General features: G+C 37.9%; 16 protein-coding genes. 5 read left to right on the plus strand and 11 right to left on the minus strand.

The features are described 5' to 3' along the window. Nucleotides 1-25: 25 nt before the first annotated feature. The 9 genes from NRE15_RS04050 to NRE15_RS04090 all read right to left on the minus strand — a co-directional run bounded on the left by NRE15_RS04050 (nucleotide 26) and on the right by NRE15_RS04090 (nucleotide 8665). A complete protein-coding gene (locus NRE15_RS04050) occupies nucleotides 26-238 on the minus strand; it encodes a type II toxin-antitoxin system Phd/YefM family antitoxin (protein WP_070210484.1) in 213 nt (70 codons plus the stop codon). 507 nt (nucleotides 239-745) lie between these two features. Then, complete coding sequence (gene trpS, locus NRE15_RS04055; RefSeq protein WP_313794335.1) at nucleotides 746-1867, minus strand: tryptophan--tRNA ligase; 1122 nt, start codon at nucleotides 1865-1867, stop codon at nucleotides 746-748. Nucleotides 1868-1896: 29 nt separating this feature from the next. Beyond that, nucleotides 1897-2817, minus strand: coding sequence for a recombinase family protein (locus NRE15_RS04060; protein WP_313794336.1), 921 nt, complete (start codon nucleotides 2815-2817; stop codon nucleotides 1897-1899). A gap of 125 nt (nucleotides 2818-2942) precedes the next feature. Further along, nucleotides 2943-4343 (minus strand): 23S rRNA (uracil(1939)-C(5))-methyltransferase RlmD, encoded by a 1401-nt coding sequence (gene rlmD, locus NRE15_RS04065; protein WP_313794337.1) that lies wholly within the window; start codon nucleotides 4341-4343, stop codon nucleotides 2943-2945. A 330-nt stretch (nucleotides 4344-4673) separates the two neighbouring features. Beyond that, the gene (locus tag NRE15_RS04070; protein ID WP_313794338.1) at nucleotides 4674-5546 is read right to left on the minus strand and encodes a carbohydrate ABC transporter permease; all 873 of its coding nucleotides are present in this window, start codon (nucleotides 5544-5546) and stop codon (nucleotides 4674-4676) included. Beyond that, nucleotides 5546-6475, minus strand: a complete 930-nt coding sequence (locus NRE15_RS04075; RefSeq protein WP_313794339.1) for a carbohydrate ABC transporter permease — start codon at nucleotides 6473-6475, stop codon at nucleotides 5546-5548. Before NRE15_RS04075 ends, NRE15_RS04070 begins: the two co-directional genes overlap by 1 nt. Nucleotides 6476-6552: 77 nt before the next feature. Beyond that, a complete protein-coding gene (locus NRE15_RS04080; protein ID WP_313794340.1) occupies nucleotides 6553-7836 on the minus strand; it encodes an ABC transporter substrate-binding protein in 1284 nt (427 codons plus the stop codon). Nucleotides 7837-8060: 224 nt separating this feature from the next. Further along, entirely contained in the window at nucleotides 8061-8228 is a 168-nt protein-coding gene (locus NRE15_RS04085; protein WP_313794341.1) for a hypothetical protein, read from the minus strand. 266 nt (nucleotides 8229-8494) lie between these two features. Beyond that, nucleotides 8495-8665, minus strand: a complete 171-nt coding sequence (locus NRE15_RS04090) for a P-loop NTPase family protein (RefSeq protein ID WP_313794342.1) — start codon at nucleotides 8663-8665, stop codon at nucleotides 8495-8497. A 309-nt stretch (nucleotides 8666-8974) separates the two neighbouring features. On the opposite strand from NRE15_RS04090, the gene NRE15_RS04095 reads away from it, so the two are divergent. Genes NRE15_RS04095 through NRE15_RS04105 form a run of 3 tightly spaced genes read left to right on the plus strand, consistent with a single transcriptional unit; the run spans nucleotide 8975 to nucleotide 11221 of the window. Continuing rightward, the gene (locus NRE15_RS04095; RefSeq protein WP_313794343.1) at nucleotides 8975-10183 is read left to right on the plus strand and encodes an NAD(P)/FAD-dependent oxidoreductase; all 1209 of its coding nucleotides are present in this window, start codon (nucleotides 8975-8977) and stop codon (nucleotides 10181-10183) included. A 4-nt stretch (nucleotides 10184-10187) separates the two neighbouring features. Then, nucleotides 10188-10418, plus strand: coding sequence for a DUF488 domain-containing protein (locus NRE15_RS14605; RefSeq protein ID WP_390887179.1), 231 nt, complete (start codon nucleotides 10188-10190; stop codon nucleotides 10416-10418). A gap of 35 nt (nucleotides 10419-10453) precedes the next feature. After that, on the plus strand, nucleotides 10454-11221 hold the full coding sequence (locus NRE15_RS04105; protein WP_313794344.1) for a hypothetical protein: 768 nt from the start codon (nucleotides 10454-10456) through the stop codon (nucleotides 11219-11221). A gap of 329 nt (nucleotides 11222-11550) precedes the next feature. Here the strand turns inward: NRE15_RS04105 and NRE15_RS04110 are convergent, their stop codons facing one another. After that, nucleotides 11551-12198 (minus strand): DNA alkylation repair protein, encoded by a 648-nt coding sequence (locus NRE15_RS04110; RefSeq protein WP_313794345.1) that lies wholly within the window; start codon nucleotides 12196-12198, stop codon nucleotides 11551-11553. 822 nt (nucleotides 12199-13020) lie between these two features. Here NRE15_RS04110 and NRE15_RS04115 point away from each other — a divergent pair. Together NRE15_RS04115 and NRE15_RS04120 are read left to right on the plus strand one after the other, a co-directional pair. Continuing rightward, nucleotides 13021-14382 carry a TrkH family potassium uptake protein gene (locus NRE15_RS04115; protein WP_313794346.1) on the plus strand — a complete coding sequence of 454 codons (1362 nt, stop codon included), beginning with the start codon at nucleotides 13021-13023 and terminating at the stop codon, nucleotides 14380-14382. A gap of 14 nt (nucleotides 14383-14396) precedes the next feature. Next, nucleotides 14397-15071, plus strand: a complete 675-nt coding sequence (locus NRE15_RS04120) for a potassium channel family protein (protein ID WP_313794347.1) — start codon at nucleotides 14397-14399, stop codon at nucleotides 15069-15071. A gap of 74 nt (nucleotides 15072-15145) precedes the next feature. On the opposite strand, the gene NRE15_RS04125 is transcribed toward NRE15_RS04120, so the two are convergent. After that, the gene (locus NRE15_RS04125; RefSeq protein ID WP_313794348.1) at nucleotides 15146-15508 is read right to left on the minus strand and encodes a PaaI family thioesterase; all 363 of its coding nucleotides are present in this window, start codon (nucleotides 15506-15508) and stop codon (nucleotides 15146-15148) included. Between the last annotated feature and the right edge of the window lie 431 nt (nucleotides 15509-15939).

Raw genomic sequence — 15939 nt, forward strand, 5'->3', positions numbered from 1 at the left:
CTCTCATCTCTTAATTGTTTTATATTTAGTATTCAGTTATATCTATTCCTGCTTTTAATAACCTTTCGTATCTCTCGTGAGAAATTAGCACTGCTACAGGCTTTCCGTTTTTCAAAACAAAAGCAGTTTTATCTTCATCTGATAAACCAGTAATTAATTTTGATGATTGTCCTCTAAGAAAATCAGACATGTTATAGAATTCCATCGGTTCCTTTTGGACTTTATCTTCCTTATCCATACCTAAATCCACCTTTTCTTTTTATCATAACATTTTACAACTCTTATTTCAACCTTTATATGCACTTGAAAAGTAATTACCTTATAAGTGCATTTCAATCTTGTATGTCCATTCAAGCCAATAGCCATCTTGTCAACTCACCACATTTTTGCCAGCAATCTTATCAACTCACTAAGCCTATATTCAAATTCGTAAATCCGGTGAATAATCCACCACTCTTGGATATCTTCCCTCAAAGCAAAAATCCGTGATTATCCTTCCGGCTTAGAACCAGACCTCAAATCACGGAAAGCCTTTATTTACTTATCTTATTACACTCTTACTTATTCACCCTTGACATCAATACTACCGTCTCAACGTGTGATAGTTAGGCTATTTGGCAAACAAGTCAAAAATCCGTGAAAACCCTTGATTTTAAAAGCTTTTTCTTCAGCCAATACTCTTGACAACGTCTAATCCGTCACTTCAAATAAGTAGGCTATTTCATTTTATAAAGCTACAAATGATTTATTTTTCTCGGTTCATTGGACGTTTCAAGAGTTCATCCCACTCATTAACAATATGGCGATCACTAAAGTAATTGATGCGCATAGACTTTTGTACACGAGCTAAAGTGGCGTCTGTAGTTTCTCTTGCCTTGGCAGTACCTGCGAGAAGAATATCATAAACAACATCAATTCTTGCTTCCCATTTTGCACGTTCAGCGCGGATGGGGTTAAGAGTCTCCTCAAGCACATTAATTAAAAACTTTTTGCATGTACCATCTCCCAAGCCGCCACGGCGATAGTGATCCTTCATTTCCTCCAGATTTTTATAATCTGGCAAATATTCTCTAAAATGATCGTCAGTACAGAATGCATCCAGATAGGTGAATACTACATTTCCTTCCGTATGTCCAGGGTCTTCAATTCTCAAATGAGTTGGATCGGTAAACATCTTCCCGTTGATCTGCTTTTTGACAGTTTTAGTATCATCGGAAAGGTAGATGCAGTTATCAAGAGATTTGCTCATTTTCGCTTTGCCATCAACACCTGGCAGACGACGTTGTGTCTCGCTTTCCGGTATCATTGCTTTGGGAAGAACCAACGTTTCTCCGTAAGTTTTATTGAACTTTTCTACGATTTCTCGTGTCTGTTCGATCATAGGCAACTGATCTTCTCCCACGGGAACCACGGTGGCATCAAAGGCAGTAATATCTGCCGCTTGAGATATTGGATAAACAAAAAAGCCCACAGGTAATCCTTCATCCACAAAGCCGCGCATTTGGATCTCAGCCTTTACCGTAGGATTGCGAGAAACTCGTGCAGTAGTCACCAGATTCATATAATAAAAGGTAAGGGAGTGCAGGGCCGGAAGAGCCGACTGGACACAAATTGTGACCTTGTCAGGATTAATACCTACCGATAGATAATCCAGTACAACGTTTATAATGTTGTCTCGTATCTTTCCAGGGTTATCGGCATTATCCGTCAAAGCCTGATCATCAGCAATTAGGATATAGATTTCATCAAATAAGCCAGAATTCTGTAATTCTACTCGTCGTTTTAGTGAGCCAACATAATGACCAAGGTGTAATCGACCTGTAGGACGATCACCAGTCAGGATAATTTGTTTTTTCTTTATGTTCATAATATATCTACCTCGCAATCTTCATTTCGTCATTTCCTCTTCGAACTGTATTTCTTACTACTGCGCCGCGTTCCATCATCGTCCATAATAACGTTGCTACGCTTTTTCTTTTCTTTCTGAACAGCCCTGAACTCACTCTCCGTAATAATCGGCAGATGACATTCCTTCATTTGAAATTCATATTTCTGTGTAGCGGAATCCAAAAGTGTAACCGTACCTGTGTATTTCTCATTTTCAAGCATCTTCTCTATAGATCGCTTGCTCCACTTTTCTTTACCGGCGGGGGAACGAATACCTGTGTCTGATAGTTTCTTTATGATTCCAAGCACACTGGCACCATCCAGATACCATCTGAAAACATCTCGCACTACCTTAGCCTGTTCATCATCAATTATAAGCTCGCCATCTTTGTTCTTTTTGTAGCCGTACAGCTTTCGTTTGTAGAGTCCGGAGGTACCGTTTGCCGCTCTCATAGCAAGGCCCATACGGATATTCTCACTTCGGCTCTCATTTTCAGCCTGGGCAAAGGATTCCATCACCGAAATCATAAGATTGCTATCGACTTCATCGGTATCCAGGTTTTCTTCTTCAAATATGATTCTTGCACCTGCCGCAGTCAGTCTGTTGAGTGCTGATAATGTTTCAACCGTATCCCTGCCAAATTTGCTGATGCTTTTTGTCAGAACGACAGAGATGTTGTGAGCTTCACATTCTTTAATCAATCGTTCGAATTCTCTACGTGGAGCGTCGCCTTTGGCAGACGCAATATCAATAAATACATCTGCCAGCCTCCATTGACTAACATTCGCAACTGCTCTCGTCAAAGCAGAAATCTGTGCTGCAAGGCTATAAAGCTGTTCTTTTTCGTTCGTACTAACTCTGCAGTAGATTCCAACATTCTTGTCCAAACGGTCATTCCTTGCCGGGATATACCAAATCTTTGAATCCATCAGCTCACCTCCACATCAATAATTAGCCTAATCATATCACAATTTTATACTGATGATAAGTAGGCAATTTATGTTTAATAAATGAGCAAAAACACAATATATTGCGAGTTTACTTTTGTAAATTACTATATATTGCGTGTTATCAATACCACACACTCAACATGCATCGTATGCGGAAATTGGTCTACTGGCTGCACCACTTGCAACTCATACCCAAAATCACGTAACCAAACTAAATCTTCTGCTAAACTCTTTGGATTACAAGACACATAGACAATTTTTTCTGTACCAAAGCGTCCTATACTACGCATGACTTTACCACCTGCACCACTTCTTGGCGGATCCAATAACAACAAATCTGGCTGTCCCCACTCTTCCTTCAACGTTTTCAAACCGCTTCGTGCATCACTGACCATAAAATAAGTATTGTCCAAGCCATTATCTACTGCATTTCTTCGTGCGGACTGAATAGAAGACTCAACGATTTCAATTCCTGCTAACTCCTTTGAACGAGCTGCCATTGGTAAACTGAATGTTCCTACACCACAAAACAAGTCCAATGTCCGCATTGATGCATCAACTTCTGCATAATCCAATGCCAAATCAACCAACTTTTCTGCTTGTACAGGATTCGCTTGGAAAAACGTATCATGCCAAATTCGATAATTAAAGCCTTTTAACTGATCATAAATATAGTCTCGTCCAAACAAAACCATCTCTTCTTCTGACTGTGTACTATCCGCCACATTCCGATTTAATACCCAGATTAAACTTGCTAAATTCTCAAATTGCCCACTCAATCGATTTGTTAAATCAGCTGCAACTTCTGGTAAGTCCTCCGCTCTTTCCGTCGCAAATATCACAACCATCAATTCTTCGGTCGCAAATGACTTCCGCATCATCAAATTACGCAACAGACCTTCCTTGCTATCTTTGTCATAACCGCTTAATGCATGGTCTTTTTGCCATTGACTGACTGCATGCTTCACCTGCACCATCTCCTCGGGCGCAAGCATAGAGTCCTCCATATCAATAATTTCCCGGAAATTCCCTTGGCGATGCATCCCCAAAGCCCCATCTGACCCAAAGGTCAACTCCATCTTATTGCGATATCGATACGGATTCTCCATCCCAATAATCAGCTGAACCTTTTCAACATCAAAACCTTTTTCAACTAAATATCCCTGCACCAACTCTTGCTTCAACTTCAATTGGTCCTCGTATTTCATAAATTGTAATGGAGTACCACCTGCTTCGTTAACAGTGATATTTACTTCAGAAATACGGCTTGGTCCAGGGGATAGCAATTCATCGTATTCAATAACGGCTGTCTTACGTCCTTTGGCATTATCAACAGTGACACGAACTTTATCACCTGGCACCACATTATTCATGATGATTTTCAAATGTTTTCCATTAGATCCCTTGTCTGGGGCATGGACATAACTTACAACCCCGCGCCCCTTTTCATCCAATCTGTCAATCGTTACATCTAGAACTTCTGTTGGATATATTTCTTTTTTCATATACTCACCTATTCAATAAATTCTTATTCATTAATATAACATATTCTTGCTTGATAATGCTGTTCTATTATTCTGATTACCTTTCTACAAATTAATATCTATTCCTCTTCCACTAAAAAAACAAAGAAACTCCGAACGTTTAAATGATAGTGTAAAGAACGGACTGACATACATCGAATGCTTAGTCCTTTAGGGCTTAGCGTTCGAGCAGTCAGCCGAGTCTTTTGACTCTCATAGAGAGGCAAATGACGGTTCCACTATTATTTAAACGTTCGGAGTTTCAGATTTATGAATTTATTTTCATTCAAGCAAAGGAGCAATTTCTAATTCCTACTTGATAGCCCCTTCGACCATTCCTTTCATGATTTGCTTTTGGGCAAATAGGAAGATGATAATCACAGGTGCAATAACCATCAAAGATGAGGTCAGAATCATATCCCATTGACGGGTATAGGATCCCGCAAAGTTAGCCACTGCAATGGGCAAGGTTTGAATATCATTCCCTACACCCAATAACAACAATGGTAGCAAGTAGTCATTCCAAATCCAAATCCCATTTAAGATAAGGATCGTAACCGTAATCGGCTTCAATAACGGCAACACGACATAAACAAAGGTCTGGAACTTATTGGCACCATCAATTTCAGCAGCTTCTTCAATTTCTACAGGTACCCCTTTAATAAATCCATGGAACATAAAAACAGACATCCCCATACCAAAACCAGCATAAGCTAGAAAGACACCCCAATATGAACGGAGCAAATTAAAACCAAAGAGCGGCTTTGTAACATTTTCTTGAATAATCCTAAACCAAGAAATCAAAGGATACATGACCACTTGGAAAGGAATAACCATTGAAGCAACAAACATTAAAAAGATCGCATTTGATAACCGTGTTTTCCGACGAACTAGTCCCCAAGCGGCTAAAGACGAAATCAAAGTAATAATAAGCAACGAGACAACCGTAATAATCACCGAAGAAACAAAACTTTCCGCATAATTAATCGATGGGTTATTCCAAATCGAAACCACATTCTCAATAAATATCCCCCAATCTTGTGGTAGAGAAAGTGGATTTAATAAAATATCGCGTGAAGATTTCGCAGAGTTGATGATAATTAAAATAAAAGGACTGACAACGACGATAAAAAGTATGATAGCAACAATTTCTAAAACAACTAAACCTCGTTTGCGTGCTTTCATTACATTTCGACCTCCCGACGTTTAGTAATGGTTGTTTGGGTAAGACTAATAATCACTAGGATAACAAATAGTATGACTGCTCTTGCTTGTCCTCTTGCTAATTGATTTTCAACCGAGGCTGTATTATAAATATTCATCGTAATAAATTCCGTTCCTTTAATTGCCTGGCCTTCCCACATAATAGAAGGTCCCCCACCTGTTAAGGAAACATTGACATCAAAGATTTTGAATGAGTTATTTATTGTGAGGAAAAGAGAAACAGTAAAGGCTGGCATGACCATCGGTATAGTGATATGACGCAATTTAGCGAACCAATTAGCGCCATCAAGTGACGCAGATTCATATAAGGAATCAGGCACAGCTTGTAGACCAGCAAAGTAAATCATCATGATGTAGCCGGCATATTGCCATGAGTTTGTGATGATTAAGGCTGACATGGCTAAATTGGGTTTGCCAAGAAATAAGTTTGTTATCAACCACTCACTGCCAATCACTTCACCAAAGGCCGGGAAAACTTGATTATAAATAAATTGCCAAATATAACCTAAAACCAATCCACCAATTAAGTTAGGTATAAAAAATCCTGCCCGATAAATATTACGTCCCTTAATATTGCTGGAAACCAGCATGGCTAAGCCAAAAGATATAAAGTTAATCACAATCACATTGATAATGGCAAAAATAAAAGTAATCATTAATGAATATTGAAAGCGGGTATCCTTAAAACTCTGAATATAATTTTTAAAACCAACAAAATTTGTCTCAGCTTGTGTCACCCCACCCCAATCAGTAAAGGAATAATAGACTCCTAAAACAAACGGAATTGCAATAACTAATAGAAAAATAAATACCGCTGGTGCTACTAGAATGAAAAAATTACGCGATTCATTGCGTGTTCGATTAAACTTTTTAGGTTGATCTGTTGCCATAAAGCTCACCCTTTCTAATAAATAAAAAGCAGCAGAACTAGGTCTCCCCGTTCGCTGCTTTTCATAGACTGTGTCTACTAGTTACCTAACAACTCAGGAACTTTAGCAATTTCAGCTGTCATTAATTCAATAAATTGAGCTTTATCGATATTTCCTTGCGCGAATTGTCCGTAAATTGGACCTAAGTTATTCATACCAAAGCCATCTGGCATAAAGTACGTATTGTCAAATGAATAGACAGGTTTTTCAGCAGAAATCCATTCAGCTAAAAAGGCTGATAATGGTGCTGAAGGTGTTTCTTCTGTTGTTGAGAAAGCTGAAATCATATTGGCTTGGTTGACCATGAAATCTTGTCCTTCAGGAGTTGAAACCATATCTTCAAAGAATTTATTAATGGAATCTAAAGCAGCTGTGTCTTTGTTAACTACATAGTATGAAGGTGCTCCAATAAATAATCCTTCTGAATTTTCTTCATGAGATGTTTGATAAGGGATGAAGCCCATCGCAAAGTCTGCTTCTAATTGTGCTAAGTTAGGATCTTTCCAGTTACCTTGGTGTAAGAAAGCTGTTTGACCAGATGCAAAAGCGATATCCATATCATCTTGCGTTCCAACCGTTAACATTTGAGGGTCAGTGTATTTAAATAATAATTCTACCCAATCTGCATAACCTGCCATACGATCGGCATCTGTTTCACCAGCAACTACTTGTTCCGTTACCGTACGGTCACCATTTGGTAATAAGTTTCCTAAGTATGCATTAAAGTCATGGTTACCCATAATCCAAGTTTCGCCTTCCATAGTTGCATTAGCAACAACTGAAATTAAACCTAATTCATCTTTACGAGCATCTAAATCAGCAAAAGCTGCTTCTAAAGCCTCAAATGAATTTAACGATTCAGGATCAATACCTGCTTCTGCTAATAAATCTGCATTATATGCCAAGCCATATCCTTCTACAGATACTGGGAAGCCATAAACTTCATCATTTTGAATAAATTCAAATTCTGTCTGGTCTACCCAATCACCTGAAATAGGTTGTAACATATCTGCCCATAAATCATAGCCACTTTGCCCTTCAATAACAAATACATCTGGACCTTCTCCGGCTGTAAAGTCTGCCTTTAGTTGATCTCCTAACGAACATGCCCCAGAACAAACTTTAACATTAATGTCTACTCCATTTGCTTCTCCCCAAGCAGCTGCATAATTTGTTAAAGCCTCTTGAGTTTCACTCTTATTGGAATAGAGTGTAAAAGCATTTGGGTCATCTGAAGCCGCCTGTGCTGTTGTTCCTCCAATTGTTGCGAATAAACTGGCGGTTAAAGTGACTTTAGCTAACTTTTTCATCCACTGTGACATACAATTCCTCCTCAGTATTTTTTAAAACCAATTTCACTTATATTATAACTTAAATAAATCTTAATGCAACCGCTTTCGTTAAATATGTTAGCGGTAACATATAAATGTTTTAACATAAATAACACCGAGAATTTATAAGATTATAAACAATTAAAAACACCACTCATTCAAGTGATGTCTTCTAAACTACCAATAAAATAACCATACCCTTGCTAAAATAGCGACTAATTGAAAATGATGTGTTGGTTAATTTTATTAGGAAGTTTATACATTAAGACTGTAGCAACACCAATAATATCGGTGTTAATTGAAATAACATTGTAATAGTTAAGTGTGGAAACAACAATGAATGCAATTAGAATTACGATATTATGTTTTGTTTCGTTTGACATTGATACCTCCTTGTCTATTTATACAATAAAGTTTTATACAACTTACACCACTCAATCCTTAATTAAATACTTCCCTGCGAATCACTTTCCCATGTTCTAACTCTACGACTGTATCACATAGAATACGAATATCTTCTTGCGTATGACTTGCCAAAATAATTATGTGGCCATTTTTTTAATCTAATAATAATTTGCGCATAACTTAAACCAACAATATCAAGAGCTCCTTGGATTTCATCATCTGTAATTTTATTCTGAATTCCAGATTAAAACTTTAAATTTTTCCACCCACTAAATTGAGGTAAAAAGCCAGGATTTTCAATAATGATTCCGATACCTTCCGGAATATGTTCTGAATTCTCATCTAGAACAAGATTACCCACTCGAATCGTTCCTGAAGTCAACGGCATTAAACCACAAATTGACTTCATTAACATCGTCTTTCCTGCCTCGTTTCTCAAGTCATCTGGCTTTAAACCTAACATTACAAAAATGATCCAAACTAAACAACAAAAATATCAAAATCACACAATAGTTAACTTGTTTTATCTCATCACCTTCACTATAATTATTCTATCGCTTACATTAAATTTTTATTATAAACTTAACAGTTGTGTTAAATCTACTAAATTCTTAACAAAACTGACTGAAAAAATATGACTCATTAATTAAACAAAAAGACCAGTTTGCTAACGCCAATTACAAGCAAAATGAATCAGATATTTTACTGAAAGGTGGTCACGCTCATGAAATTCGATACAGTCATTGTTGGTGCTTCGATTGCTGGCTATAATGTGGCTAAACAGTTGCGAGCTAGTAATTATCCGGGAACCATTGCTTTAATTGATCAAGAATCTTTTCTGCCTTACGATCGCAAGGAATTGTCCAAAAATTGGTTAGTCGATCGCAATCAACCAAACCCGCCCTACTTTCAGAATCGAACTTATTTTAATAAGCAAAAGATTACACCCTTTTTAAACACAACAGTCACCTTTATTAACCCCACTAATAAATATCTCCAAACTGCTGATGGCAGAGATATTTATTATGAAGAGTTGGTTTTAGCAACGGGCTCACAATTAAGGAAATTAAATATTGAAAATTCAGATGCTGACGGGATATTTTATTTAAGGAATTTTGAAGATGCTTTAGCGATTAAAAAATGGATAAAAAAAGTTAAGCAGGTGGCGATTGTTGGTGGAGGCTTTATCGGCTTGGAGCTAGCTGCCTCCCTTAACTCAATGGGAATCAAAGTAACCGTGATTAGTTCGTCCCCTCATCCTTTGGCGAAAACTTTAGGTAACGACGCCTCGAATTATTTTGTTAACATGCATCAAGCCCGTGGGGTTGAATTTGTCTTGGGACAAGTTGCTCAGAAATTTTTGGTGGATGCTGACAATCGAGTGAATGCTGTTGAAACGAATCAAGGAGAGGTTGTTCCTAGTGAAATGGTTATTGTTGGGATTGGGGTAGTTCTGAATGTGTCCATTGAGATAGAAGGATTAAACGTCGACCATGGGATTATTGTTAATGAATTTGGAGAAACTGCCTTACCGCATATCTATGCAGCGGGTGATGTCGCCATTTGGCCTTATCGTGGACAGATGATTCATATTGAGCATTGGGAAAATGCCTATCATCAAGGGCGGTCGGTTGCCAAAAATATTGTTGAAAATAAAAGCCATGCCTTTAGTGTGATGCCCTATTTCTGGACGGACCAATACGATGAAACTTTTGAATATTTAGGTTATACCCGTGATTGGGCAGATATTGTGGTACGTGGGGATGTCAAGAGTGGTAAATTTACGCTGGCGTATTTGGATCATGATGATATTGCGCAAGGGATATTATTTGCTAATAAGAGCGAATCACGTAAGGATATCCAAGCTCTATTAAATTTGAACAAAGCATTAGACCGTGATAAATTTATGGATAAAAACAAGAAATTGAAGTGATTATTTGATTAAGTTAAAAAGAATTTATGAAGATGTTGAGGAATCTGATGTTTATCGGATTTTGGCGGATCGTTTGTGGCCACGTGGAGTCAGTAAGGAGAAGGCCCATATTGACGAGTGGAATAAAAGTATAACCCCTTCTAATGACCTTGGAAAAAAATATCACAGCGAAGAAATTGAGTCATTATCATCATTTTCCTTTTTGAGTCAAATTATTCGTTCTATATTCGAATAAGGAGTACAATAAATGTATACGGGAGGCGTATACAAATGAAAAACTCAATGAAAAAATGGATGCTAATTTTAAGTACAACAGCATTCATCCCAGGGTTAACTACCGGAGGTATTTATTTGGAGGTGTATCCTGAAACAGTTGTTGAAGCTCAGGATCTTTCCCCGAAAGATCAAGCTCAAAAGATTGTTGATGCGCTGAGTGAGAGTTATCCAGATGATACTTTGCCGACTTATGTGTTGCGTGAAGACGATAAATTGTATTTTACGGCAGCGACGACAGGTCAAGAAGATCAAGAGAACTTCAATATTTTGTATTATGCAGAAGATGAGCCCATTGAATTGAATGCAACAGCCTTAAATGAATTAACGCCGATTGCAGCTTTTGGAAAAACGACTTATGAAACTGAGGGAGAAGCAGCCGAAGCTGTGGAACAAATTCTGGATTTACAAGGTCAAGAAGTCGATTTAGGTTATGGTATTACAGGCTTTATGCAAGGTGCTGCTGGTTCAACCTATTTGAATTGGCAAGAAGGTAATTGGAGTTTAGTAGTGAAAGCTTCAAATATTGAGGAAGAAGATCCCGTTCCTTTAGCGGTGGAAGTGGTAGAGTATCTGGAAGAAATATACTTACCTGCCCCAACTCAAGTCGGGCAAATCACTTTATCCATGCCAGATGAAAATAGCACCTATGAAACGAATTCTGTTGTGTGGCATGAAGACAATGTGGTCTATACAGTGACACATCAAGACGCTATGCAAGCCATTCGGATGGCAGGTTCGATTAGCAGTCCAACCGAGCAGTAAATAATTTAATTTAAACGGGAAGTGAGCGATGATGCTTACTTCCCGTTTTTGGTGTGGTTGGGGGAGAAGTTTTCACGGGGGGAAGATGCACGTTTTGATGAGTTATATGCCACTTAGAATGCAAAACTTGGATTAACCAAAATGATCATCTTTCATAAATTGCTTCTCACACTACGATCTAATCAATATTATTCAAACGAAAAAAATCTGTACTTTTACATTATAGTGTTAAGTATGGATTTTTGAAGTACCAACATTTATATTTAATCAATATTTTTTTCATTTACTAGTTGTTTTTTTTAGAAAAAAGGACTATGATTGTCCATTGTCTACTGACGTTTTTCGACTTCGATGGCAATAAACTCAGGCAAATAACTTGGCGTACAACCTTTAGAAACCATTTCGCCTTTATACAAACCAGTCTTTTCACCAATCGCGATACAACGGTCACGGTATTGTTCATCGTAAACACCAATCCAACCAGCGGTTAAATTCATGGTGAACTGAACTTCCGGTTTTTCATCAACAATATCGGCTTCAATTGCATCAAGCAATGCCTCAGTATTGTCCGGTGGTATCTGCCCTGTCCAACGTTGACGAGCCTGGTAATACCAAAACGTACGGCGTTGGAGTGGAATCTCACTGTGTTGCCAACCATCGATTAAATTTTGTAATTTCTTGAGCTTCGTTAATTGATTTGCATAAAACCAATCCATTAATGAAATGCGTTGATCGTAGTCATGGTCTTCCATGTCTAGAATAATCCGATCAACATCGTCAGCCGACAACTGTTTTTTATCCATAATTAATAAAGCCAATAAGCGAGGCGTATATTCTTGACTTGACCATAATTCCATTGCTATTGCGTGATCCATTTTAATTTCTTTGGCGATTTTTCTAAGTTCACCACGTAACGTTTCAGGACCTAATTGTTCTAAAAGTTCTTGGGCTTTTGCTGTTACTGCTTGATGTGTCATAAAATGACCTCCTAATTAAATATAATTGACAGCTTTGTCTTGTAAACAGTCTTGGTAGCTTGCAGGATCTACAGTTTTAATATCAATAACGCTGCAAAAAATATTCCTGCCCTAGCTTAACAGCTTTTTGGATATCCATCAAACGGTAGTGATAGCCATTTTTTTCATAGTCTGTTAAACTTTCTAATATAAGCAAAGTCGTATGAACCGAACTAACTGAAGAACGTCGGTGTAACGCACATCCCATTGGCAATTCCAGCCACCATCATTTGATTGATAGGCTAAAACATAGTCGATTATCTCAGATATTTTTTCGCTTTGAAGCTTTCCGTATATGGCTAAAGATAAGATCATCAACGCAATACAAAAATCCAAATGTCGGCCGGATTTTTCGGACGTGTCCTTTCGCCAAAGCTCATTCAAGACTGTTTAGGTAGCTTCTTAGTATACTGGAGGCAAGCTTTCAATTTCCATATATTTTAATTCCAGCAAGACAAACGTACTCGAAACCCATTTATCCGAATAAATATCACTGCCCCACATTTTTTTTCGTCATAGATGGCTAAGTAATCCGCTATGAGACCTTTATTATTATGGTTAAATTTTTGGTCTAATAAATGCCTTGAGGTTAATTGTTGTATCACTATATCACCATCCATTAACCAATCGATTACTTTTATAAGTTTCCACCTATTTTCCCTTTATTAATAAACTAAAGTAACTATAATATAGTTATTATCAGATTTAAAGTCATAGGAGTGAATTAACATTAAACTACTCAACAAATTCGCTTTAGCCATATTTAAACCAAATGTCTCAAACTTGAGCAACGCCCAAAAGATTGTGATTAGTTTTTTAATCGTCATTTTTACAGGCTCAATTTTATTAAGCTTACCCATTAGTCAAACCGCAACATCCGATGCAACTTATTTTGACCATTTATTTATTTCCGTTTCAGCCGTTTGTGTGACAGGGTTATTTATTGAATCGATTTTCGATACTTACAATATATTCGGTCAATTTATTATGATGTGTTTGATTCAAATTGGAGGTTTAGGACTGATGTCTTTTATCTCTATTCTCTATTTTAGAATCGGACAAAATGTGCGCTTTAAAAATCAGATGGCAGTCAGTGATGCCCTAAATAATGCTTCGCTTGATAATATCAGAGATTGGCTGGGAAATATTTTTAAATATACCTTTGTCATCGAAGGCGTTGGTGCTTTACTATTTGCGACTTTCTTTATCCCACAACAAGGGTTTGCGAAGGGGATATTTACTAGTATTTTCATGGCTATCTCAGCCTTTTGTAATGCAGGTTTTGATCCTCTAGGTAATGTTTCCATGATTCCTTACCAAGATGTGCCGCTGATTAATTTTACGATTATGGCGCTGATCATTCTGGGAGGAATTGGCTTTAGTGTTTGGTTTGATGTCATGGATCGAATTAAATCGATTGATTTCAAACAAGCAAAAATTAGTGTAAAAACCGCTTTAAGAAGATTAAGTCCACATACTAAGTTAGCCTTGCTAATGACGGTGGGACTAATTTTCATAGGTACAGTTTTATTCTTATTGGTCGAATGGAATAATCAAGGTACGATTGGTCAAATGAGCACTGGCAATAAAATAATGACTGCTATGTTTCAAACGGTGACCATGCGTACGGCTGGTTTTGCTTCAATTGACTATACATTAGCACATCCACTTTCTAATTTAATTTTTATCGTAACGATGTTTATTGGAGGAAGTCCTGGTGGTACTGCTGGAGGTTTAAAAACAACCACCTTCGCTTTAGTTGTGATGCTGGCTGTGGCTGAAATCCGCCAAAAATCACATATCAACTTTGCCCACCATACGATTCCAATGTTCATTGTTCGTAAAGCTTTTGCTATTTTCTTAATATATATAACCATTTTAATCTTTGGTTCAGGGCTCATTCTCTTGTTTGATACACATGTCGATTATTTATATGTTTTATTTGAATCTATTTCAGCTTTTGCGACCGTTGGTGTAACAGCTAATTTAACGGCTACATTAACCATGGCAAGCCAAGTAATTATAATGATTCTAATGTTTGTCGGACGGATTGGTCCGATGACGATGTTTGTTTCGCTATTGCCGAATAAGAAAAAACAAAGCCAAGATATTCAATATACAACAACCAATATTATCATAGGATAGGAAGATATTTATTTATGAGAAAAAATAATTTAGTCGGGATTTTGGGGTTAGGAATTTTTGGTTCAACACTCGCCAAAGAACTCTCTTTAAATGGCGTGGATGTCATCGCTTGTGATTTGGATCAAAAAAATGTGGACCGGTTAGAAGGTTATTTAGCCGTTGGGAGTGTCGGTGATTTCACTGATTTGGATTATATGCGTGAACTCGGTTTTGGCCAATGTGACGCCATTGTTATTAGTACCGGAACGAGCTTAGAAGCTTCGGTGCTTGGCGTGATTAATGCCAAGGAGTTAGGTATTGATACGATTATTTGTAAAGTTAAAAATAAAACGAATAGTAAAGTTATTTCAGCCTTGGGTGTGAATATTTTAGTTCAACCTGAAAAAGAAGCCGGTTTGAATATGGCACAACGTCTAATCCATAATACGATTGAAGACATTATTAATTTGGATGACGTCACCTCATTGGTGGAATTTAGAGCCCCGGAACATTGGATTGGCAAGCCTCTGACTTCATTGGACTTGCGCAAACGTTATGATATCAACATTATTGGAATTCGCAAAAACCGCCACGAAGTACTGAACACCACATTTCCTGCCCAATACATCATTGAAAAAGATGATATTTACGTAGCAGTTGCCAATACAGAAAAATTTGAACAAGCCGAATATTTGGAATATTTGAAGTAAATGAGGAGAGCCGCTATAAGCACTTGATAGTGTTTCTAGCGGCTGTTTGTTTGTTGCATACTGGCTGTTTTATTCTAATTCGCATCCATCGGTACCATCGTTCCTATAAACTTTCCAACGAGAGTGCTTGTTGCTAGATCTAGTATTTCAGCCTCTACAATGATTTGTCGACTCCCTTTTTTAAGAATCGAGCCTATCGTATGAATAGTTGCGCTGGTAGCAGGTCGCAAATAATGAATTTTGAATTCCGAAGTCACCACAGTTTGCTTTTTTTCCAACACCGTCATCGCAGCCAACCCCGCACAAGTGTCAGCCAACGTTGCTATCACCCCACCGTGAACATATCCAATATACTGCTGGATTTCCGGCTTATTTTCAACCGCCAACACCACACCAATAAACCCTAAAATCGACATCCGATCCAAACCCTTTTGCATCGTTTCAAATAAATCGAAACCTAACCCCCACTCTAATAAATATCACTGCTTTAAATCTACGTTTTCTATCGTATATCACTGAAATTTCCAGCGTGCTCGGATGAAACCACTATTTCATACGAGCGCAGACCAGCCACTCGGATGAAACTACTATTTCAAACGATCGCGAGCAAACCGCTCGGATGAAACCACCCTTTCATCCGACCGCGAACAAACCGCTCGGATGAAATCACTCTTTCAAACGAGCGCGAGCAAACCGCTCGGATGAAACCACCTTTTCATCCGACCGCGAGCAAACCGCTCGGATGAAACCACTATTTCATACGAGCGCGAGCAAACCGCTCGGATGAAACTACTCTTTCATCCGACCGCGAACAAACCGCTCGGATGAAACTACATTTTCATCCGAGCGGTGCATTATCACCGATATT

The organism is Fundicoccus culcitae (assembly GCF_024661895.1).
GTDB lineage: Bacteria > Bacillota > Bacilli > Lactobacillales > Aerococcaceae > Fundicoccus_A > Fundicoccus_A culcitae.